Consider the following 20,667-nt stretch of genomic DNA (forward strand, 5'->3'; position numbering starts at 1 on the left):
CATGACCAAGATGTTAAGCTAATTTGCTATGAAAATACTATTTTTAGTCAGCTCTATGAATGCCGGTGGCGCCGAGCGGGTGGCGGCGACCTTATGCAATGCCTGGGCTGACCAAGGTCATGATGTCACCTTAATGGCATGTGCCTCGCAGACTCAGCACAAAAGCTTTTATGATTTGCAAGCGCAAGTCAAGTTGCAGTGGTTAGCCGATGCATTACCCAAAAATAGGGTTTTGTCGCGCCTCTTAAAGCCTTATTATTTGCGCCAAGTGGTCCAAAAAATACAGCCCGAGGTCGTGATTTCATTTCTTACCAATGTCAATATCACGGCGCTGCTGGCCCTTAAGAGTTGTCCGCGGGGTACGGGACCGAAGTTGATTGTATGCGAACGCACTAACCCTATGGCTGGGCAAAATATCTCTGCTGTACTAAAGTGGTTGCGGCGCACGCTTTATCCACGGGCAGACGCCGTCATGCTCCAAACGCAAGCGGCCGCTCAGCAGTTTGAAGCGCACATGCCTGCCTTACGCAAGGTGGCCGTGATTGCTAATCCTTTACCGGCGGAATTTATGCCGCCTGAGCAGGTCGAGCAAGCCGAAAAGGTCGAGGCTGACCCAACAGGATCCAACAGCCATGAACAACCCAAGGTGCTGTTAGCGATGGGGCGCTTAAATCGCATCAAACGCTTTGATTTTTTGCTGGAATGCTTTGCACAAGTCCGACAGGCATGCCCCGATTGGCAATTGCATATTTATGGGCAAGGTCCTGAGCATGATACGCTGCAACAACAAATTGACCACTTGCAATTACAAGATCGCGCCTTTCTTAAGGGCAAAACCGATCAAGTACGAACCACTATGTTGCAAGCTCAAGCCTTCGCCTTGACCTCAAGGCTGGAGGGGTTCCCTAACGTATTGCTTGAAGCGATGGCCTGTGGTTTACCTGCAATTACGGTTGATTGTCCTAGTGGGCCGGCTGAATTAAGTCAACATGGCCAATTAGCGCTGCTAGTAGGCATGCACGATAAAGCTGCCTTTGTGGCACAGCTCCAAAAATTGCTCAGCGATGCTTCGTTGCGTGCCGAACTAGGGCAAAAAGCCCAAAGCAGTGTCTTGGCAAATTACAGTCTAGAAGCCGTACTTGAGGATTGGCGTAAATTATTTGCAGACTTAGAGTTGGTGACCTCATGCAAAAAAAACTAAAAGTTGTTCATCTGATTAGTGGCTTAGGACAAGGTGGCGCCGAAAACGTACTCATGCGACTGGTGCTAAATGCCCCGCAGCAGCAACATGTGGTGATCTCTATGACGGATGCTGGCAGTTATGGCAAGATCCTAGAAGAACACGGTGTCCCAGTGCATTGTTTGGGCTTACCGAATGGTAAATTCAATCTTGAGAGCTTACAGCGCTTAATGCGAGCACTCAAACAACAGGCCCCAGATGTGTTGCAGACATGGATGTATCACGCCGATTTTATTGGTGGCATGGCCGCACGTTTAGTCGGCATAAAAAACATCGTTTGGGGTATTCGTAACTCTGGTGCTAATCTCGAAAAAAGCAGCCGTTCATCCTATTTTTTAGCCCGCTATTTTGGCTGGACATCTTATTTTATTCCCAAAAAAATCATTTGCTGTGCTCACCAAGCCAAACGTAGACACGCGCTCTGGCACTATCAAAAAAATAAAATGCAGGTGATTCCGAATGGCTATGACATGAGCCGTTGGCATAGTGACGAACAGGCCAGACAGGATGGGCGTTATCAGCTCGGTATCCAAAAAGATGAGCCCGTACTTGGCTTTGTGGCGCGTTGGAATCCGCTAAAGGACCATGCCAATTTAATCAAGGCACTAGCCTTGTGTGCACAACAAAAATACGACTTTAAATGCTTATTAATTGGTAAAGATATGAGTACGGACAATGCGGAATTGATTCGGCTTTTGTCTGAGCATAATGTTTTGGGACAAGTCATCTTACTTGGTAGTCGTAGTGATGTGCCGGAACTTATGAATGTTATGGACATCCATGTCCTCTCTAGTATGGCGGAGGGCTTTCCCAATGTCGTGGCCGAAGCCATGGCTTGTGGCACCCCTTGTGTGGTGACGGATGTCGGAGACGCCGCTGAAATTGTCGCCGATACGGGTTGGGTGGTTCCACCCTCGGATCCCAAAGCCATGGCCAAGGCGATTCAAGAGGCGCTAGACAGTTTGCAAACGCCAGAGCGTCAAGCTCGATCAACTGCCGCCAGAGAGCACATCTTACAAAACTTTAGTTTGCAAGCCATGGTGAGCCGCTACGAAGCCGTTTGGAAAGAAGTTTATGAGCACTAAAAAAATTCTAATGGTGGTTAACAATCCCGCCTTTTTCTTGTCACACCGACTCAATATTGCCCAGGCGGCGCAGGCTCAAGGTTATCAGGTGGTGATAGCCACTATGGCCGGTCAGAGTGTACAAAAAATTAAGGATTTAGGGTTTGAACATTTTGTCATACCTATGTCTCGCAGTGGTATGAATCCCAAACAAGAACTGCACACGATTTATGCCCTCTATCAGCTATTTAAAAAAGTGCAGCCAGACCTGGTGCATTTAGTCACCATTAAAGCTGTGCTCTACGGGGGCATTGCCGCACGCATGGCCAAGGTTCCGGCAGTCGTGTTTGCGATTTCAGGCTTGGGTTATCTGTTTACACGCCAGCAGGGATTCCATCCAGCACAATGGATTACTCGCCATTTATATCGTCTCGCCTTGGCGCACAAGCATGCGCGTATCATTGTGCAAAACCAAAACGACGCTGCCACACTTAAACAGTTAGCGACGCTGGATGAGCAACAAATTGTTTTGATCAAAGGCTCAGGGGTTGATCTCGATCTCTTTAAAGCGACCCCCGAACCAGCGTTGCCACCGCTTAAAGTAGTCATGGCTGCGCGTTTACTCAAAGACAAAGGTGTGCAAGAGTATGTGCAGGCGGCGCAGTTGAGCGCTCAGCAAGAGCCTGCGCTTGAATGGCAATTAGCAGGGGCCTTAGATCCAGGCAATCCAAGCGCGGTCACGGCACAAGAATTGGCTAACTATCAGCAGCATATTCATTATTTAGGTGAGGTTAAGGATATGGCGGCGCTCTATCAGAATTGTCATATTGCGGTCTTGCCATCCTATCGTGAGGGGCTGCCTAAGTCACTCATAGAAGCGGGTGCTTGCGCGCGTGCTATTGTGACCACTGATGTGCCAGGTTGTCGCGATGCGATTATCGCCGAGCAAACGGGTTTATTAGTACCCGCCAAAAATGCCACTGCCTTGTTTCAAGCGGTGCAACGTCTAGCCAATGATCATGAACTCAGACAACGCTTTGGGAAAGCAGGACGTCAGCTGGCGGAAACTGTTTTTGATGAACAAAAAATTGTGTCTCGGCAAATAGAAATTTACCGAGACTTGTTAACTTCCTAGTTCTTACTCACAGGTAAAACGTTAGAAAGGTAATTTGGCGTCGGGCAACAGCTGCTCGATGGCGGCTTTGAATTCTGCTTGGATACGCTGCAAAGCCTCTTTTGATTGAGCCTCAAAACGCAAGACAATCACCGGCGTCGTGTTGGAGGCGCGAGCTAACCCAAAACCATCTTCATATTCAGCGCGGACACCGTCGATTTTGACTAAGGATTTGGCGCTCGGGAACTGACCCTCGGCTTGTAGGCGTGCAATTAATGGGTGCGCTTGCCCCTCTTGTAGTTGTAGTTTGAGTTCAGGTGTTGATAAGTCTTGCGGAATGGCTTCGAGCACCTCACTCGGGTTGCCGTGTTTGGACAGAATCTCGAGTAAGCGTGTGCCGCTATATAAACCGTCATCAAAACCATACCATCGTTCTTTAAAGAAGGTGTGACCACTCATTTCGCCAGCTAAAGGGGCGCCTGTCTCTGCCAGTTTGGATTTGACAAGCGAGTGACCTGTCTTCCACATTAAAGGTTGACCACCCGCTTTCTCGACTTCTAGGGCAACGTGGCGACTGCATTTCACGTCATAGATCACGGTCGCCCCTGCATGGCGTTGCAAAATATCTTGGGCAAACAAAATGAGTTGCCGATCGGGCCAAATGATTTGGCCGCTTTTGGTCACGACGCCTAAGCGATCGGCGTCACCATCAAAAGCTAAACCTAGTTCACAATCCGTCGTGCGGACGTGATGAATTAAATCTTCGAGGTTATGAGGATCGGCTGGATCGGGGTGGTGGTTAGGAAAATCACCATCAACATCACAATAAAGCTCATCGACCTGGCAGCCCAGGGCTTTAAAGAGTTGTGGTGCAACAGCCGCTCCAACGCCATTACCACAGTCGATAGCAATATGCATAGGGCGCGCTAATTTTACATCGCTAACAATGCGTTGAACATAATCATCGATAATAGTCACTTGCTGACATTGACCAACGCTTTGCGCCGATGTTTCTTGACCTTGCAAGGATTGCATGAGCTCTCGGAGCGCCGTTACTTGCTCGCCATAAATGGCTTTGCCTTGCATCATCATCTTAAAGCCATTGTATTGTGGGGGGTTGTGGCTCCCCGTAATCGCCACCGCCACGCCGATATTTTTGGAGTAAGCCATAAAATACACTAAAGGCGTTGGCACTTGACCCAAGAGCACTACATTTAGACCCTCAGCATTCATACCTTGGATTAAATGACTAGAGAGTTCTGGGCTACTATGCCGGCCATCATAGCCGACCACGGCCTGTTCAATACCATGTTGACGTGCTTGGACAGCAAGGGCACGACCCAATAGATAAGCAAATGGGGGATTTAACTGATCGGGTACGATGCCACGAATATCATAGGCTTTAAAAACATTGCTAGGTAGCGCCAAGCCTGTCGCTTGATGAGAAGTAGACTGGGTCATAATAGTCAGCAAAATAGTGATAAAAAATTGATTATAGCAACTATCGGCTCAGGCATGAAAGCTACCAGTAGGCAGACACGGACCGTTTGGCTTACCTCTAAAAAGACCGTAAGTGCTGCATGGATGGTGTGATATTGTGCAACGCCTTTGGGCCAAAATCATTTTTTTCACCTTATAATGAAAGATTATGGTTTGCCCAATTAATTACTAATACAGAGTCCAAGATGAGCTTGTTGCACGAATTAGAATCCATTGTCGGTCCAGAGCATGTATTGCAGGGTGAGAGCGCAGAGCCGTATCTTACTGATTGGCGCCATCGTTACAGCGGCAAATGTCTCGCTGTGGTGCGTCCCGCCAATAGTCAAGAAATCGCCGAGGTTGTCAGCGCTTGCTTTAATTATCAAATTCCGATCGTGCCTCAAGGTGGTAATACCGGTCTGTGCGGTGGTGCCACACCTTCCAACAAGGGCGATGCCGTAGTGCTTTCCACAATGCGGCTTAATCAAATCCTCAATATCGATACCGACAACAACACCATAACGGTGCAAGCGGGTTGTATTTTGCAAACCATCCAAGAAGCCGCTCGACAAGCGGGGCGTTTGTTTCCCTTGAGTTTAGCGGCACAGGGCAGTTGCAGCATTGGTGGTAACTTGGCCACTAATGCGGGCGGCACTCAAGTGCTTCGCTATGGCAATACCCGAGAATTGACGTTAGGTCTCGAGGTTGTGACTGCCGAAGGAGACATCTGGAACGGCCTACGCAGCTTACGCAAAGATAATACCGGCTACGATTTACGCGATTTATATATTGGTTCTGAAGGAACCTTAGGCATTATTACAGCAGCTACGCTTAAGCTATATCCCTTGCCTGCGGGCACGTGCACAGCCTTATTAGCCTTTGAATCGATTGATGCCGCCGTCCAAGTGTTGAATCGTGCCAGCTACGGATTTGGTGCTAGTTTGACAGCGTTTGAATTGATGTCAGATTATTGTTTACAACGTGTAGTCGATTGCTTTGGCTTGCCCGTGCCCTTCGCTTTACAAAGTCCTTGGTATGCTTTGCTCGAAATTTCTGATGCCGAGAGTGAGCAACATGCTCGTGAACTTTTTGAAAAAGTGGTGGGTCAGGCTATGGAAGACGGCTTAGTCATCGACGCGGCCATTGCTGAGTCTTTACAGCAAAGTCATGATTTATGGCATTTGCGAGAAAGTATTCCATTGGCCGAAGCCAAAACGGGTCAAGGCATCAAAAACGATATTTCTATCCCGATTTCAGAGATTGCGCGCTTTGTTAAAGACACCAATGCCTTATTGCAACAACATTTTCCTGGTGTGCGGCACATTGTGTTTGGACATTTGGGGGATGGTAATCTTCACTACAATATCGGCGCCCCTATTGGCCAAGAGCAGGGCTTTCTCGAGAATCAAAAAGCCGCTTTTAAAGTTGTTTATGATCAGGTAGCGGCTTTTAATGGTTCTATTAGTGCCGAGCATGGCATTGGTCAACTCAAAAAAAGCATTTTGCCTGATTATAAAGACGAGGTCGAAATTGCCTTAATGCGCCGTATCAAACGCGCGCTTGACCCTTATGGTTTGATGAACCCAGGCAAAGTCATCAGCAGTGTTGATTTTGAGTACTAAATGGCTAGGACGGTGTTGTGTCGTGCAATGTCACAAGCACCGCTAGCAGTGCGTTCGGTTTTAGTGTTGGCACGCACTGCAATAATACGTGGCTCGTTGATTTTGTATGATTTTTTTGATGGGTTTGGCGCAACGCTTACACGCTAAGCCCTCACGATTGTAGACCAGGGCATGTATCTCAAAATAAGCGCCTGGCTGGCCATCAGGACTGATAAAGTCGCGCATCGTACTGCCACCACTTTCGAGCGCCTTTGTGAGGGTCTCGAGAATCGCTTGGTGTAATTTATAGCAGCGAGCCAGACTGATACGATGAGCTCGGGTTTTAGGATGGATGCCCGCCAAAAATAAACTTTCTGAACAATAAATATTGCCCACCCCGACCACGATCTGACCGTTGAGTAAGGCCTGCTTAATACTCACTTGCTTGCGTCGCAAGGCCTGGTGCAAGTACTCTGGCGTAAAGTGGCTATCAAAAGGTTCAATGCCCAAATGCCTCAACAAGGGATGAGTGTTGACGTCGCCTTGACTATAGGGGTGCCAGAGCACCGAGCCAAAACGGCGTGGGTCGTTTAAGCGGATACAACAGGTTTCAAAGTGCCATTCAATATGGTCATGTTTGCGCAGCAATTCGTTACACGGGCATAGTCGTAAAGAACCAGACATGCCCAAATGTACGAGTAGTACGCCGTGCTCAAAATACCACAATAAATATTTGCCGCGGCGCTCACAGCGTAACAGCCGTTGCCCCACTAAGCGATCAGCTAAGTCGCTTTGTACTGGCCAACGCAGTTGGCCATTATGAATAATCAAGCCCCGTAATCGCTGTCCGGTCATATAGGGCGCAAGGGCACGTCTTGTGGTTTCAACTTCGGGTAATTCAGGCATTTTTGTTAATATTCAAAAACAGATGATCGTGGTACTATGGTAGGTTATCAAATCTATTGTAATCCCTTTGATTGCCTACACTATGCTAAGTTCTGTGACTGTGCTCGCTCAGATGCTGGGTTTAATGCTGGCGCTGTGCTGTGGCAAAGATCCCCAAGCCTCATCTCAAGCAGATTTGCCCTCCGCAGCAGCGCCTCAAGCAAGCGCGTTTGCCACGCAACAGGAGTTGGCCCCCGTTGAGCTGAAGGATTACACCAACCCCGAGGATATTTATCAGGTCACGGTGTTCCAATTAGCGCTCATGGAACAAAACTTCAAAGTGGCGGCGCCGATTGCCCTGAGTCTGGCACAAGCCAAACATTCTATCTATATGGCTCGGCAGGCGAGTTTTTTGTATACCTTGCTAGATGATCGACGTAATGCTCTTAAGGCAGCAAGTTTATGGCAAAGTCTGGATGCAGATAGTGAGCAAGCCCAATTTAACTATTTGTTTTTGGCAGCGCGAGCAGGGCACTACGAAGGGCTTATCAAAAAACTTCAAAATCACATCAAACAGGGGCAACTCACCAAATCTCTATATGAGGTCGCCACCTTCATTAGTCAACTCAGAGATCCCTCACTGTCCCTTAATATATATAATGCAGTGATTAAAGATTTACCACCGGACCCGCTCTTGTTCTTAGTGCAACATGATTTTGCCATGCGTGCCAATGATTTTGATTTGGCAAGAGATGCCTCCCAAAAAGCACTCACGGGGCCCACTGCCACCACCGCTATGTTGCAATTGCTGGAATTGAGTCGAGACAGGCCAGATCGTTTCCAAGTGCTGTCACGTTTCCAGGCAGTGATTGCTAAGCAACCAGAAATCATAGAAACGCGTTATGCCTACATAGAAGAATTGCTTTACGACAAGCATTACAATTCTGCTGTCAAAGAAATGCAGGAACTGGTGCGCCTGAATCCAGACAACTACAATCTCAAAACCGTCATGGCTTTTGTGTATGCTGAGGCTGGGCAATATGATCAGGCCGTCGCGCAGCTTAATGACTTCCAAAAAGACGTTAAGCAATTAGCGCAAGAGCAGCCTGATTCAGAAGAGGTACAACTGGATGCCCAACACCAGTTGGATATGGCTAATTTGCAGTTAGGGCAGGTGTATCTCAACTCGGGAGAGTATGCCAAAGGTATCCAAGTGCTCAATAAAGTCGTGGACTTTAATAAGCGCAATGGCGTCAGAATTTTACAGGCGCAGCTCTATTCTAAGCTTAAGGCCTATGCTAAAGCCTTTGAATTGCTGTCTAATATCCAAGCGGATGACCCGGAGTATGTGCGAGCCTTGTTGCTCAGTGCACAGTTACACCAAGAGCTACAGCAGTGGCCACAATCGCTTAAGGTGCTAGAGCGGGCCCAAAAAGCCGATCGCAACAATGTATTTGTCAAATATTTTTTGGCGCTTAACTACGAAAAACTCGGCCAATTAGACAAGTCAGAAGCCATGGTTTTGGACTTGATTCAAGAGCATCCTGACGCCTCAGAAGGCTATAACGCCCTGGGTTATACCTTGACCAATCACTCCACTAAATTAAGTTTTAGTAATGAATTATTAAAGCGAGCTTTAGCCATCGAGCCGCAGAGCGCCTATATCCAAGATAGTTATGGCTGGTTGCAATTCAAAATGGGCAATCCACAGCTAGCTCTACACTATATGCAATTGGCCTGGCAACAGGAACCCCTGGCAGAAGTGGCCGCACATATGGCGGAAGTGTTGTTCGCCATTGGTCGCAAAAAAGAGGCCAGGGATTATCTGCACCAAGGCTATCAATTGGATCGTTCGGATCCAACATTACTGGATACTGCCAAACGCTTGCATATCAAACTCGCAAAGTAAAATTGATCAAAGATTAACCAGCTGTAGTGATTTTTTCTAAAAATCAATCACATAAACTATCTATACGCTGCCTATTCACTGAGTTATGCACAGAAACTGTGAATAATTCACCTAACGGTTTATTCAGTAACTCCTTGAGCTGGAGGGCAGGGGTAAAAGCTGGCAGACGATCTTTATAGTTGACGGCTAGGTAAGGCAAAAAAGCCATATGATTTAAGCGCTTAAAGTATGATAGTGGTCACTACTAAATTTACCAAAAGGAAATTATGTTAAAGAAATTCGTGCAGCTTAGCCTTTTGAGTGGCGTACTCACGCTCAGCGCGTGTGTCTCTTCACCTAAAGTGGATTCCAATGCGCCAGAACAGCAGCGTAGCGGACGTTTTGCCGTCTTAGTTAAGGATCAAGCCAATGATCGTAACAAGGATTCAGTGCAAGGCGGTTTTATATGGCTCGATCAACATGATCGCTTACAGTTAGATCTGACCAGTCCTATGGGGTCGACCATTGCCCGGGTGCAAGCGCGACTGGGATCGGCCACCCTCACCGATTCCAGCGGTCAAACCCTAGAAGCCAACAATATCGATGATTTAGTGCAGCAAGCCCTCAATGGCAGTCCATTGCCTGTCAGTGGCTTGCGTTACTGGGTGCTTGGTCAACTTATGCCAAGTCCTGCCGCCAGCAATGTCCAAAAAGACGCGCAAGGGCGCTTGCAATCGTTCAAGCAAAACGGTTGGGCGGTCAAGGTCAATAATTACGATGCACAAGGTCCTAAGCATCTCAACTTAGAAAGTCAAAAAGGCACGCTTAAATACAAAGTGCAAATTAATGTTGACTAGAGTACTGGCGAATGACGAAAACACTTGAACGACTGGCCCCCGCTAAACTCAATCTTTTTTTGCATGTGACGGGGCGCAGAGCTGACGGTTATCATGAATTGCAGAGTCTATTTGTACCGATAGATCTATGCGATAGACTGCGTTTTACCAGGCGCGATGATGCTCAAATTGAGCGCTTAGGTAGCACGGCTCATGCCCGCTTTGAAGATGACTTAATTATTCGTGCGGCGCGGCTTATGCAGGCCTATAAGCCCGAAGCCGGGGTGAGTATTGAGGTGCAAAAGCAGATTCCTTCAGGGGCGGGTTTGGGCGGTGGCTCATCTGACGCGGCTTGTGCTTTGGCCGCGCTCAATCAACTGTGGCAAATCAATCTAAGTGTCGCGCAGTTGCAGCGATTAGGTTTACAGTTGGGAGCCGATGTACCATTTTTTATGCAACAACAAGCGGCCATTGTCGAAGGTATTGGCGAAATAGTCCATGCCGTGGCGCTGGATGTACCGCCTGCTTATGTGCTGATCAGCCCGAATTTAAGCATTGCGACGCCAGCGATTTTTAAGCACCCGACGTTGCAACGCAATACCCCAACACTTGATCTAGACAGCCTGCAGCAACAGTTTCAAGACTGTGCTCAGCGGAGTGTGTCGGCCTATTTGGAACATTTTAGAAATGATTTACAAGCAGTCGCCTGCCAACTCCATCCAGCACTACAAAGCATGTTGCAAACGCTAGAGACGATGGGTTTGCAGGCACAAATGACGGGGTCGGGCTCTAATTTTTATATTCCGGTGGCGGATCTAGCGCAGGCTCAGCAGCTGGTCAAAGATTTAAGCCGTGTTTTTTCGGAGCAGGGTAGCGCTAAGCAGCCGCCAGCCGCGTGGCAATCGCTAATGCCTTTTAAATTTACCGCGGCCTCTCTTTATTTGCCCGCATAATTTTAGAAATTGCTAAAATAACCATTCCTGAATGTAAAGGTTCACTTTTTGTACCGTTAGATTCATAAGTTCCTTATTGCAGAGGCCTAACTCTGACAAATATAGACAGGGCAGATAGGGAGCATCAGCTCATATCAGCTCAACGTAGCTCAGTAATCATCGCTATATTTAGCCACAGATAATCTGCATGATTGCCGTCACTGTGGGTCGCTTATGTGGCTACGATGTTTAAGTCGGATTTGTTGTTTATTTGTTGCTTTTTTGGTCAGGTTTAAATTTTTTAAATTTTTTGCAAAAAGGACTTTACAGTACTAAAAAAAGTGTCTATAATTATATTCTTTCATTCGTTGGGATGTCGCCAAGCTGGTTAAGGCACCGGATTTTGATTCCGGCATGCGAAGGTTCGAATCCTTCCATCCCAGCCAAAGAATTAAATGTGAACCGTACAAAACTCATGAGTATGTCTTAGTATGCTGTAGGAGTTGTCGTACGGTTTTTTTGTTTATACGGCTAAACCATGATCCACGAAAATCTCCCCTTTATGATCTTTACGGGCACGGCGAATGTACGCTTGGCCACAGACGTAGTTAATCACTTAGATATGTCTCTCGGTAAAATGACAGTGGGGCGATTCTCAGATGGTGAGGTCATGGTAGAGATCAACGAGAATGTTCGTGGGCGAGATGTCTTTGTCTTGCAACCCACCTGTGCACCCACCAACGATAATTTGATGGAAATTATGACCATGGTCGATGCACTGCGCCGTGCTTCAGCAGGTCGTATTACGGCAGCGATTCCGTATTTTGGATATGCTCGCCAAGACCGTCGTCCGCGTTCTGCACGGGTTGCCATCTCTGCCAAAGTCGTCGCCAATATGCTGCAAAGTGTGGGGGTTGATCGTGTCCTCACTATGGATTTGCATGCTGATCAGATTCAGGGCTTCTTTGATATTCCTGTCGACAATATTTACGCCGCACCGGTATTGCTGAACGATATCGCCAAACGCGACTTTAAAGACTTAGTCGTGGTATCGCCAGATATTGGTGGTGTGGTTCGCGCACGTGCACTTGCTAAGCAACTCGAGGTGGATTTGGCCATCATCGACAAACGCCGTCCACGCGCCAATGTCTCAGAGGTGATGAATATCATCGGTGACGTAAATGGCCGTACCTGCATTATTATGGATGATATGGTCGACACCGCAGGCACCTTGTGCAAAGCAGCCGCGGCCCTCAAAGAACGCGGTGCAACGGCTGTTTATGCGTATTGCACGCATCCCGTGTTATCCGGTCAAGCGGTCGAGCGCATCAGTGGCTCTGCCTTAGATGAATTAGTCGTTACCGACACGATTCCATTGCGTCAAGAGGCTGCTGAATGCACTAAGATTCGTCAGCTTTCTACTGCAGCCTTGCTTGGCGAGACGATTTCTCGGATTGCTTTTGCGGGATCCGTCAGCTCATTATTTGACGATCAATAAGTCGCCCGTGTTGGGCACGGGACTGAGTCCCTAGAATTCTTATCGTTTGCACTTTGAGCAAGCGGTAATAATACGGCAGATTTGCTGGTCGCGGCAAATCTGCTAGTTTCTGTCTAGAAACACTTTTTTATCAATCAACGATTGATTTTATTTATTTGGAGTATTACATGAAAGTAACAGCAACTAAACGTAGCGTTCAGGGTTCGAGTGCGAGCCGCCGCCTGCGCCGCGAAGGTCGTGTCCCAGCGATTGTTTACGGTGGCGACAAAGAGCCAGTCAATATCGAGTTAGATCACAACGAGATTTTCCATTCTTTACGCAAAGAATCTTTCCGTTCATCATTGCTAGATTTGCAAATTGATGGTGAAAGCGAAAAAGTCCTCTTGCGTGCCGTGCAATGGCATGCCTACAAACCAAAAGTTCTTCACGTTGACTTCCAACGTGTCCGTGCAGGCGAAGAAATCTCTACGGTCGTACCTCTTAACTTCTTTGGTGAGGAAGAATCTCCAGCCGTCAAAGAAGAAGATGCATCTATTTCTTACGTTATGTACGAAATCAGCATCACTTGCTTGCCACGTAACCTCCCTCAACACATCGAAGTTGATGTGAGCGGTATGCACGATGGTGACGTGATCACAGTTGCCGATCTCAAAGCCCCAGAAGGCGTTACCTTCCAAATCAGCGAAGAAGAAACAGTGGCGACAGCCGCTAAAATCACTGAAGATCCAAGCTTGGATGAAGACGTGGATGCCGACGCTGAAGGCGAAGAGGCAGAAGAGTCTGCTGATAACGATCAAGCAGATGATAACGCTGAAGGTCAAGAGTAAGCATAAATGGCTGCAACAGCAACAATGTGTTTTTAGCGCTTAGCAGTTGTGTATAATGCACAGAGTAGTTGCAGCAAACCCTTGCATGATTCATGCAAGGGTTTTTTTGTTTAGTTTTTAGGTAGAGTACAAGATGGCGCAGCAGGCAAGTGCAATTCGTTTGATTGTGGGGTTAGGCAATCCAGGGGCTGAGTATGAACTCACGCGCCACAACGCAGGTTTTTGGATGGCCGATCATATTGCTCAAGGTTTTAATAGTGCATTTAAACTAGAATCGAGTTTTTTTGGTGAAATAGCCAAGGCGCGTTATCTTGGTCAGCCCGTTTATATACTCAAACCGGCGACGTTTATGAATCGCTCAGGTCAGTCCGTACAAGCTGTAGCTAAATTTTTTAAGATCGCGCCGGAAGAGATTTTGATCATACACGATGAAATGGACTTATTGCCAGGCCAAGTCAAACTCAAGAAGGGGGGTGGCCATGCTGGCCATAACGGTCTACGTGATATTGACAAAGCCTTAGGTACGCCAAATTACTGGCGTTTACGGCTCGGGATTGGGCACCCTCGCAGTCTCAATTTACAGCAACCCGTCGTACAATTTGTTTTGCATCGCCCTAGTCAGACCGAGATGAATGCTATTGAACCTGTCTTGCTGTCATGCCAAACGGTGATTACACCCTTATTAGAAGGTGACATAGATAAAGCCAATCGTCAATTAGCCAGTATTTGCAAAAAGGAAGCCTAATGTCTGCAACGCCAAGACCAGTGACGTTTTCCATGCTCTGGAAGGATTTTATTGCTTTTGTCAAAAAACCTACCCTCAAGCATGGTCAGGGAGCACATGCCCTTTTGGAGGGGACCGCGCACAGTTGGCAGCGTGACTGGAATCGAATCCTACCACTGGGGGTTTTTATCAAGTGGCTGTGCTTGGCCTGGGTCGTCAATCTATTTTTGCTGGCGCCATTGACTTTTGTGGTCTCGCAAAAAGTCGGTGCTGTCAATAAAATTACTTTTACGGGATGGGACATTGTACTGCTGGCAGTGCTATGGGCTCCACTGATTGAAGAAACCGTTTTTCGCTTTATTTTGCGCCGTCCTTCCGCTTGGACCTTTTTGATTCCCCTAAGTATTGTATTACTGCTAGCCGGCGCGCATTGGTATAACCTCTTGCTTTTAGCGCTGTTATTGTCTGCAGTAATTGTTTATATCCCAAAAAAGCACGAACACTACTTTGTCGCGTTGTCGTTTAAGCAGCAGCGTCGTTATGTCTGCGCTTTTCCGTACATATTGTATGGTATGGTTTTGCTATTTGCCTTTATGCATACCTTTAATTATGAAAGTGAGCATATCCCTCTATGGGCTATGCCTTTTTTGGTATTGCCCCAAATGTCCACAGGCATGATTCTGGCTTGGCTACGTGTGCGTTTTGGGATTTTACAAAGTATGTTATTTCATGCGGCCTTCAATGGTGGCCCCGTCTTACTCATGGTGCTCTTGTACGCTGTTGACCCAGAATTAGTGAACTAACTCAAGCATTTTTAGGACAATTTTCTTCGCTTCAGCGCATGTAGTTAGCGCAATAGGGTAACGGTTTTTTTTAAATTTCAAGGGATCTTAAGGTTAAAATAGACCCTTTAGCATAAATTAGTTAAGGATTATTATGGCTCTTCAATGTGGCATTGTCGGACTTCCAAATGTCGGTAAATCAACGTTATTTAATGCGCTTACTAAAGCCGGTATCGCCGCTGAAAACTATCCGTTTTGTACCATTGAACCGAATGTTGGTATTGTTGAAGTGCCCGATTCACGGCTTGACGAACTCTCAAAAATCGTCAAGCCACAGCGCGTCGTCCCTGCGACAGTAGAATTTGTCGATATTGCTGGACTGGTGGCGGGCGCCTCCAAAGGCGAGGGCTTAGGCAACCAATTCCTGGCAAATATCCGAGAGACCGATGCCATTGTGCATGTGGTTCGCTGTTTCCAAGATGATAACGTGGTACACGTTGCCGGTAAGGTTGACCCTATCGCCGACATTGAAGTCATCAACACAGAACTGGCCTTAGCGGATTTAGCCTCTGCCGAAAAGGCCTTACTTAAAGCCCAAAAAACCGCCAGAGCTGGCGATAAAGAAGCGCAGAAATTTGCCGCCTTACTCGAAAAAATCATTGCGGTACTCGATCAATCCAAATCCATCCGCTCCATGGATTTGTCTGCTGACGATAAGGCGTTGCTCAAACCGTATGGCTTTATTACAGCCAAGCCGATAATGTATGTGGCTAATGTCCAAGAAGACGGCTTTAAAGATAATCCTTTACTCCAACAGGTCGAAGACTACGCTGCCCAAGAAAACGCCCCCGTCGTGGCGGTTTGTGCCACCATCGAGGCCGAAATTGTCGACCTTGACGAAGATGATAAGCAAGTCTTCCTCGAAGATATGGGCATGCAGGAACCAGGGCTAAACCGGGTTATCCGTGCAGGTTTCAAATTACTAGGCTTACAAACTTATTTCACGGCGGGTGTCAAAGAGGTTCGTGCCTGGACCATTCGCATTGGAGATACAGCGCCACGTGCGGCGGCGGCCATTCACACTGATTTTGAGCGCGGGTTTATTCGTGCACAGACCATCGCTTTCGCTGATTTCATCCAATACAAAGGTGAGGCCGGTGCAAAAGAAGCTGGTAAAATGCGGGCAGAAGGTAAAGATTACATTGTTAAAGATGGCGATGTGCTAAATTTCTTGTTTAATGTTTAAGGCAATTATTGTCTTTTGCGCCTAAACACGAGGCATTCATTCATGAAAAGTTTCCTGAAAAAAGGTCTATTGGGTCTAGTCGCCTTATTGATTATTGCATTTATTGGTGGCGCTATCTTTCTCTTGACGTTTGACCCCAATGTCTACAAACAAAAGCTCGTGACCGCGGTTAAACAGCGTTACGACCGAGAACTTAGCATTAATGGTGACTTTAAATTGTCATTGTTTCCGCGCATTGGCCTTAACGCTGATGATATTCGCCTAAGTGAGCCTCATAGCCAAGAGCAATTTGCTCATATCGATCATGCGCGTTTTGCTGTAGCCCTCTGGCCCTTATTGTTTGATCGTTTCTTGATCGATCATATCGATGTTAAAGGCTTTGATGTCAATATATTGCATCAGGCTGATGGTAACTTTAATTTTGATGATTTCTTCAAAGAGGCCAAAGCGAATCTGAGTGCCGAAGATGACCATGAACAGGATTCTTTTGCGCTTGACTCCGATGATTTTGTTGTCGACGTGGCGGGCTTAGAGCTGCAAGATGGCCAACTACGCTATCACGATCTCAAACGCCACCAGAACATCGAGCTACACAATCTTAATGTGCATACGGGACGTATTTCACCCAACCAAGCCTTTGATGCGACGCTCAGCGCGAACTTGCAAAGTGATACCCCTGACGTAGAAGGTAAATTAAATATCAATGGCTTATTGCAATTCGATCCGGTCTTGGGCTTATACAGTGCCAAAAATTTAAATCTGGGTCTAAATGGTAGCGATGCCCACTTTGGTCAAAGCCAAGCAGGGGTCAAAGGCAACTTTGATATTGACACTAAAAACGGTATGCTCAAAGGCCGTGGCGTAGCGCTCAGTCTCAATACTAAGGGTGAAGAGCATACCGATCTCGAGGATCTTGACTTCAGTATGGCAGCGCCAACGCTGAATTTTGATATCTCACAGACCACATTGGTGCTTAAGGATTTAGCGATCAATGCCAATGCCCAAACCAAGCAACAGCAAAATTATAGTTTGGAACTGAAATCACCGGACTTGAATATTTCACCCAGCAAGGCTCAAGGTCAACCATTGACGGGGGTATTGCATTTTGAAGGTCAAGAAAAAGCGGATTTGAATTTAAGCTTTAAGGATATTAGTGGGACTGCCGGGCATATTCAAATTGGTAAGGTGACGGTCAATGGCATTTATGCGCCTAGCGAAGCGCGTAATTTGCAATTTGATTTCGATGCTGCCGGGCATATTCGCGATTTGGGTCAGCAGTTCTCTTTGGATGGGATCAACGGTAAGCTTAAACTCAAAGACTATGACAACCCACAACAAGAAATGCTGTTGATCGGCAAAATCAAGGGAGATTTGCCACAACGCCAACTCAGCATGCAGATGGATGCCTTGTTTGATAACGAGAAGCTATCACTTAAGGGTGAGCTACATAATTTTAGTGATCCACGCGTAAATGTGGATCTACAAGCGGACAAAATCGTCTTAGATCGTTTAATTGATTCCAACGATCCCAAACAAGCTGAAGAGGCCGAGCAGCAAGAATCTGCGAAAGCTGATGAGACGGCTCAAGAAACCTCGTCAGCACCAGAACAAACCCAAGCAAATGATAAGGACGATACAAACGCTACCAACGTCGCTGCTAAGCCAAGTAATGGCTTGAGCTTTAAACAAGATTTATTAAGTCGTCTAAGTGGTGTGGGTACCTTTAATATTGCTTCCTTGGTGTATCACGATACGGAATTCAAAGACCTAGGCGCAACCTTATTATTTGATGCCTCCAGTACCATGTCTATCAAATCCCTCAAAGCCAAGGTCTTTGAGGGCCAGCTCAGCCTTAATAGTGATTTTGATTTGCATGGTGATCGTTTCCGCGTCGACGGTGATTTGCGTCAAGTCCAATTGCGTCAACTCTGGCCACTCTTTAAGCAATTGCCCTTAATTGAGGGACAGGCCGATTTGGTGTTTGATGTACAAGGGACGAGTCTCGCAGATCAAGACATTGCACAAAGTTTATCTGGTAAATTAAACCTTAAAGTCAACGATGGTAAGCTCAACGGGGTCGATTTTTTGCAATGGCTCGAGGCGGCCAAAGCAGATCCGCAAGAGCATCCAAGCTTTGAGTTTTATCAGAATGCAAGCACAGCGTTTCAGCAGTTGCAAGCACAGGCGGCACTTGATCATGGCATTCTTACCTTTAAACATTTGCAGTGGTTATCTCCACAAATCGACCTTGAGCGTAACGCGTTTGCCTATGCCGATATGGCCAAGCAATCTCTCTATCTACCTTTAATGGTCCACCTCAAAAACGGTGTCGCCGATGTCGCCATGGGCGGCGTCCGTATCAATGTGCGTAATCTTAAGCTGCCTTTGACTCTAGAGGGTACCTATCCAGAATTACAGGCTTCGCTTAAAAAAGACCTAGCGACACAACTAGAAGAAGCCAAAGAGCAGCAGACGCATGTCAAACAATTGCTGCAAGAAAAAGCACAGGCTGAGAAGGCAAATTCTCAGGACGCCGAGCCAAGTAAATCACAACCCAGCAAATAGCCTCTTCTAGTTAGGCTATCAAATACAAAAAAGCTGCCAACTCTGAATGATTGGCAGCTTTTTTGTGAGTGCATCAATGGGACTTGTTATAAACAACGCAAGCGTGTGACGTTTAACGCTCAACCACTAACCCTATCCGAATGATTACGATAATACCTCTTGGGGATCAGTCTCCGTTTCGCTTTGACCAGTGAGTTCTTTGAATTTTTGCATGAGCTGGGCTTCAGACTCTACAAATTCTGGATTGACGGCAATACAGTCGACTGGACACACCACCATGCATTGGGGTTCCTCGTGGTGACCAACACATTCAGTGCATTTAGCTGGGTCAATTACATAGTATTCTGGCCCCATAAAGATAGCCTCATTGGGGCATTGTGGTTCACATACATCACAATTGATGCATTCGTCATCAATCTTAAGTGCCATAATTATTACCTACGGTCCCAAAACACTGCCCAAAGAGCGGCGTAATGTGCTGACCTTAACATTATTTATTTTGTAGTGCTTGCTGGCTAGCGAGTTTGGCTTGACGTTGTTTGGCCTTTTCGTTGAGCCAACGTTCTACAGAAGGGAAGACAAAATTACTGACATCACCGCCCATCAGACCGATTTCGCGCACGAAGGTCCCTGAAATAAACTGGTATTGGTCGGCAGGCGTTAAGAAAATGGTTTCGACATTGGGTAGCAAGTAGCGATTCATGCCGGCCATTTGGAACTCATACTCAAAGTCGGAGACCGCACGCAATCCACGAATAATGACCTGAGCATTCTCTTGGCAGACAAAATCACGTAATAAACCACTAAAGCCCTTGATGGTGACGTTATCATAGTGATCCAAGACCTCGTGGGCAATGGTTAAACGCTCCTCTAGGGTAAAACAGGGGTTCTTGCCGGCACTAGCAGCCACGGCAACAATGACCTGGTCAAATAGGGTTGAAGCCCGTCTTACTAAATCTTCGTGGCCTCGAGTCAGGGGATCAAACGTCCCCGGATAAACGGCAATGCGCATAACAAACTGTATAAAAATTAAAGAGATACCTTAATTATAAGATATTTCGATTGATAATTAAAAATTGCTAGGAATGGAGTTGGAATAATTGATAATACACCTGGCCTGCTTTACCGTGACGTAATAATTCGAAAGGTTCATGCCACTCCTGAAAGGCTTCGGATTCGGTATAGATTAAGGCGCCCGGTTTACAGATTTGGGGTAGATAGCTTTTGACTTGTTGCAAATAGCCTTGTCTAAAAGGTGGGTCCAAGAGAATTAAATCAAAACGTGAGGCATCCATACGCGAAAGCACCAACATGGCATCGCCACTATGAATTCTAATTTGCTGCAATTGATGCTGATCGCGAAACGTTCGTAGTGCCGCTCGTGCTTGTGCATTGGGCTCGACCATCTGCACGTATTGAGCACCTCTTGAGACCGCCTCAAAACCCAAGGCACCCGTGCCCGCAAAAAGGTCTAGCACCGCCTTGTCACTGTATTGGCGTTGCCACAGGTGATCAATCCAATTGAAAAGACTCTCACGCACGCGATCAGGCGTAGGCCGTAATCCTTCAAGATTGGCGACGGGCAATAAAGAGCGCTTGAGAGAACCACCAATAATACGAATTTTGTGGGAGCTTTTGTTCTGTTGAGTCATAGGGTATAAAAGCCATCTCTACATTTGAAAGGCTTTATAATTTTGTTATATTGCCGCTCATTGTAGTATATCTCGAGTTATCACTAAGCATAGGGAGTGAAATGTTCAGTTTTTTCCGCAAAAAGAATAAAAAACAAGACACAGAAAAAGACCTTAATGACCCCAGCCAACCTAGCACGTCGCCGTCAACGCCTCCCGTTGCTACCGAGGTTGTGCAAGAAAACGAAACAGTAAAAAACACTGAGCCTGTACAAAGAACGGAACCCGTGCAAAGAACGGAGCCCGTGCAAAGAACCGAGCCTGTACAAAGAACCGAACCTGTACAAAGAACCGA

The 20,667-nt window shown here is 46.8% G+C and carries 19 protein-coding genes and 1 tRNA gene; 15 read left to right on the plus strand and 5 right to left on the minus strand.

What is annotated here, in order from left to right:
• Window positions 1–28 precede the first annotated feature (28 nt).
• Genes Q335_RS10270 through Q335_RS0105010 form a run of 3 tightly spaced genes read left to right on the plus strand, consistent with a single transcriptional unit; the run spans window position 29 to window position 3,439 of the window.
• Window positions 29–1,201 carry a glycosyltransferase family 4 protein gene (locus Q335_RS10270; RefSeq protein ID WP_051532308.1) on the plus strand — a complete coding sequence of 391 codons (1,173 nt, stop codon included), beginning with the start codon at window positions 29–31 and terminating at the stop codon, window positions 1,199–1,201.
• Window positions 1,186–2,325, plus strand: coding sequence for a glycosyltransferase family 4 protein (locus Q335_RS10275; protein ID WP_028357694.1), 1,140 nt, complete (start codon window positions 1,186–1,188; stop codon window positions 2,323–2,325). Before Q335_RS10270 ends, Q335_RS10275 begins: the two co-directional genes overlap by 16 nt.
• On the plus strand, window positions 2,315–3,439 hold the full coding sequence (locus tag Q335_RS0105010) for a glycosyltransferase family 4 protein (protein WP_028357695.1): 1,125 nt from the start codon (window positions 2,315–2,317) through the stop codon (window positions 3,437–3,439). The genes Q335_RS10275 and Q335_RS0105010 overlap by 11 nt, the downstream gene beginning before the upstream one ends.
• 21 nt (window positions 3,440–3,460) lie before the next feature.
• Here Q335_RS0105010 and Q335_RS0105015 read toward each other — a convergent pair whose 3' ends face one another.
• Window positions 3,461–4,879 carry a phosphomannomutase/phosphoglucomutase gene (locus Q335_RS0105015; protein WP_051532309.1) on the minus strand — a complete coding sequence of 473 codons (1,419 nt, stop codon included), beginning with the start codon at window positions 4,877–4,879 and terminating at the stop codon, window positions 3,461–3,463.
• 224 nt (window positions 4,880–5,103) lie between these two features.
• On the opposite strand from Q335_RS0105015, the gene Q335_RS0105020 reads away from it, so the two are divergent.
• Window positions 5,104–6,519, plus strand: coding sequence for an FAD-binding oxidoreductase (locus Q335_RS0105020; protein ID WP_028357697.1), 1,416 nt, complete (start codon window positions 5,104–5,106; stop codon window positions 6,517–6,519).
• 60 nt (window positions 6,520–6,579) lie between these two features.
• Here the strand turns inward: Q335_RS0105020 and mutM are convergent, their stop codons facing one another.
• Entirely contained in the window at window positions 6,580–7,404 is an 825-nt protein-coding gene (gene mutM / locus Q335_RS0105025) for a bifunctional DNA-formamidopyrimidine glycosylase/DNA-(apurinic or apyrimidinic site) lyase (RefSeq protein ID WP_028357698.1), read from the minus strand.
• 82 nt (window positions 7,405–7,486) lie between these two features.
• On the opposite strand from mutM, the gene Q335_RS0105030 reads away from it, so the two are divergent.
• The 10 genes from Q335_RS0105030 to Q335_RS0105075 all read left to right on the plus strand — a co-directional run bounded on the left by Q335_RS0105030 (window position 7,487) and on the right by Q335_RS0105075 (window position 18,681).
• On the plus strand, window positions 7,487–9,292 hold the full coding sequence (locus tag Q335_RS0105030; RefSeq protein ID WP_028357699.1) for a tetratricopeptide repeat protein: 1,806 nt from the start codon (window positions 7,487–7,489) through the stop codon (window positions 9,290–9,292).
• 266 nt (window positions 9,293–9,558) lie between these two features.
• A complete protein-coding gene (gene lolB / locus Q335_RS0105035; protein ID WP_038369410.1) occupies window positions 9,559–10,128 on the plus strand; it encodes a lipoprotein insertase outer membrane protein LolB in 570 nt (189 codons plus the stop codon).
• An 11-nt stretch (window positions 10,129–10,139) separates the two neighbouring features.
• Window positions 10,140–11,060 carry a 4-(cytidine 5'-diphospho)-2-C-methyl-D-erythritol kinase gene (gene ispE / locus Q335_RS09350; protein ID WP_051532310.1) on the plus strand — a complete coding sequence of 307 codons (921 nt, stop codon included), beginning with the start codon at window positions 10,140–10,142 and terminating at the stop codon, window positions 11,058–11,060.
• 348 nt (window positions 11,061–11,408) lie between these two features.
• Window positions 11,409–11,485: transfer RNA gene (locus Q335_RS0105045), tRNA-Gln, on the plus strand.
• Window positions 11,486–11,601: 116 nt separating this feature from the next.
• Entirely contained in the window at window positions 11,602–12,537 is a 936-nt protein-coding gene (locus Q335_RS0105050) for a ribose-phosphate pyrophosphokinase (protein ID WP_028357701.1), read from the plus strand.
• A 167-nt stretch (window positions 12,538–12,704) separates the two neighbouring features.
• Window positions 12,705–13,364 carry a 50S ribosomal protein L25/general stress protein Ctc gene (locus Q335_RS0105055; RefSeq protein ID WP_028357702.1) on the plus strand — a complete coding sequence of 220 codons (660 nt, stop codon included), beginning with the start codon at window positions 12,705–12,707 and terminating at the stop codon, window positions 13,362–13,364.
• Between the two features lie 133 nt (window positions 13,365–13,497).
• Window positions 13,498–14,109 carry an aminoacyl-tRNA hydrolase gene (pth, locus tag Q335_RS0105060; RefSeq protein ID WP_028357703.1) on the plus strand — a complete coding sequence of 204 codons (612 nt, stop codon included), beginning with the start codon at window positions 13,498–13,500 and terminating at the stop codon, window positions 14,107–14,109.
• The gene (locus Q335_RS0105065) at window positions 14,109–14,891 is read left to right on the plus strand and encodes a CPBP family glutamic-type intramembrane protease (RefSeq protein WP_028357704.1); all 783 of its coding nucleotides are present in this window, start codon (window positions 14,109–14,111) and stop codon (window positions 14,889–14,891) included. Before pth ends, Q335_RS0105065 begins: the two co-directional genes overlap by 1 nt.
• A 133-nt stretch (window positions 14,892–15,024) precedes the next feature.
• Complete coding sequence (ychF, locus tag Q335_RS0105070; protein WP_028357705.1) at window positions 15,025–16,116, plus strand: redox-regulated ATPase YchF; 1,092 nt, start codon at window positions 15,025–15,027, stop codon at window positions 16,114–16,116.
• Between the two features lie 42 nt (window positions 16,117–16,158).
• Complete coding sequence (locus Q335_RS0105075) at window positions 16,159–18,681, plus strand: AsmA family protein (RefSeq protein WP_028357706.1); 2,523 nt, start codon at window positions 16,159–16,161, stop codon at window positions 18,679–18,681.
• Window positions 18,682–18,825: 144 nt separating this feature from the next.
• Here the strand turns inward: Q335_RS0105075 and Q335_RS09355 are convergent, their stop codons facing one another.
• The 3 genes from Q335_RS09355 to rsmD form a co-directional block, all read right to left on the minus strand.
• Window positions 18,826–19,110, minus strand: coding sequence for a YfhL family 4Fe-4S dicluster ferredoxin (locus tag Q335_RS09355; RefSeq protein ID WP_051532311.1), 285 nt, complete (start codon window positions 19,108–19,110; stop codon window positions 18,826–18,828).
• Between the two features lie 61 nt (window positions 19,111–19,171).
• On the minus strand, window positions 19,172–19,693 hold the full coding sequence (coaD, locus tag Q335_RS0105085; protein WP_028357707.1) for a pantetheine-phosphate adenylyltransferase: 522 nt from the start codon (window positions 19,691–19,693) through the stop codon (window positions 19,172–19,174).
• Window positions 19,694–19,760: 67 nt separating this feature from the next.
• On the minus strand, window positions 19,761–20,333 hold the full coding sequence (gene rsmD / locus Q335_RS0105090; protein WP_028357708.1) for a 16S rRNA (guanine(966)-N(2))-methyltransferase RsmD: 573 nt from the start codon (window positions 20,331–20,333) through the stop codon (window positions 19,761–19,763).
• A 101-nt stretch (window positions 20,334–20,434) separates the two neighbouring features.
• On the opposite strand from rsmD, the gene Q335_RS10280 reads away from it, so the two are divergent.
• A partial coding sequence (locus tag Q335_RS10280) for a hypothetical protein (RefSeq protein ID WP_038369413.1) occupies window positions 20,435–20,667 on the plus strand: 233 nt, incomplete at its 3' end.

This window comes from Brackiella oedipodis DSM 13743, assembly GCF_000621025.1.
Lineage (GTDB): Bacteria > Pseudomonadota > Gammaproteobacteria > Burkholderiales > Burkholderiaceae_B > Oligella > Oligella oedipodis.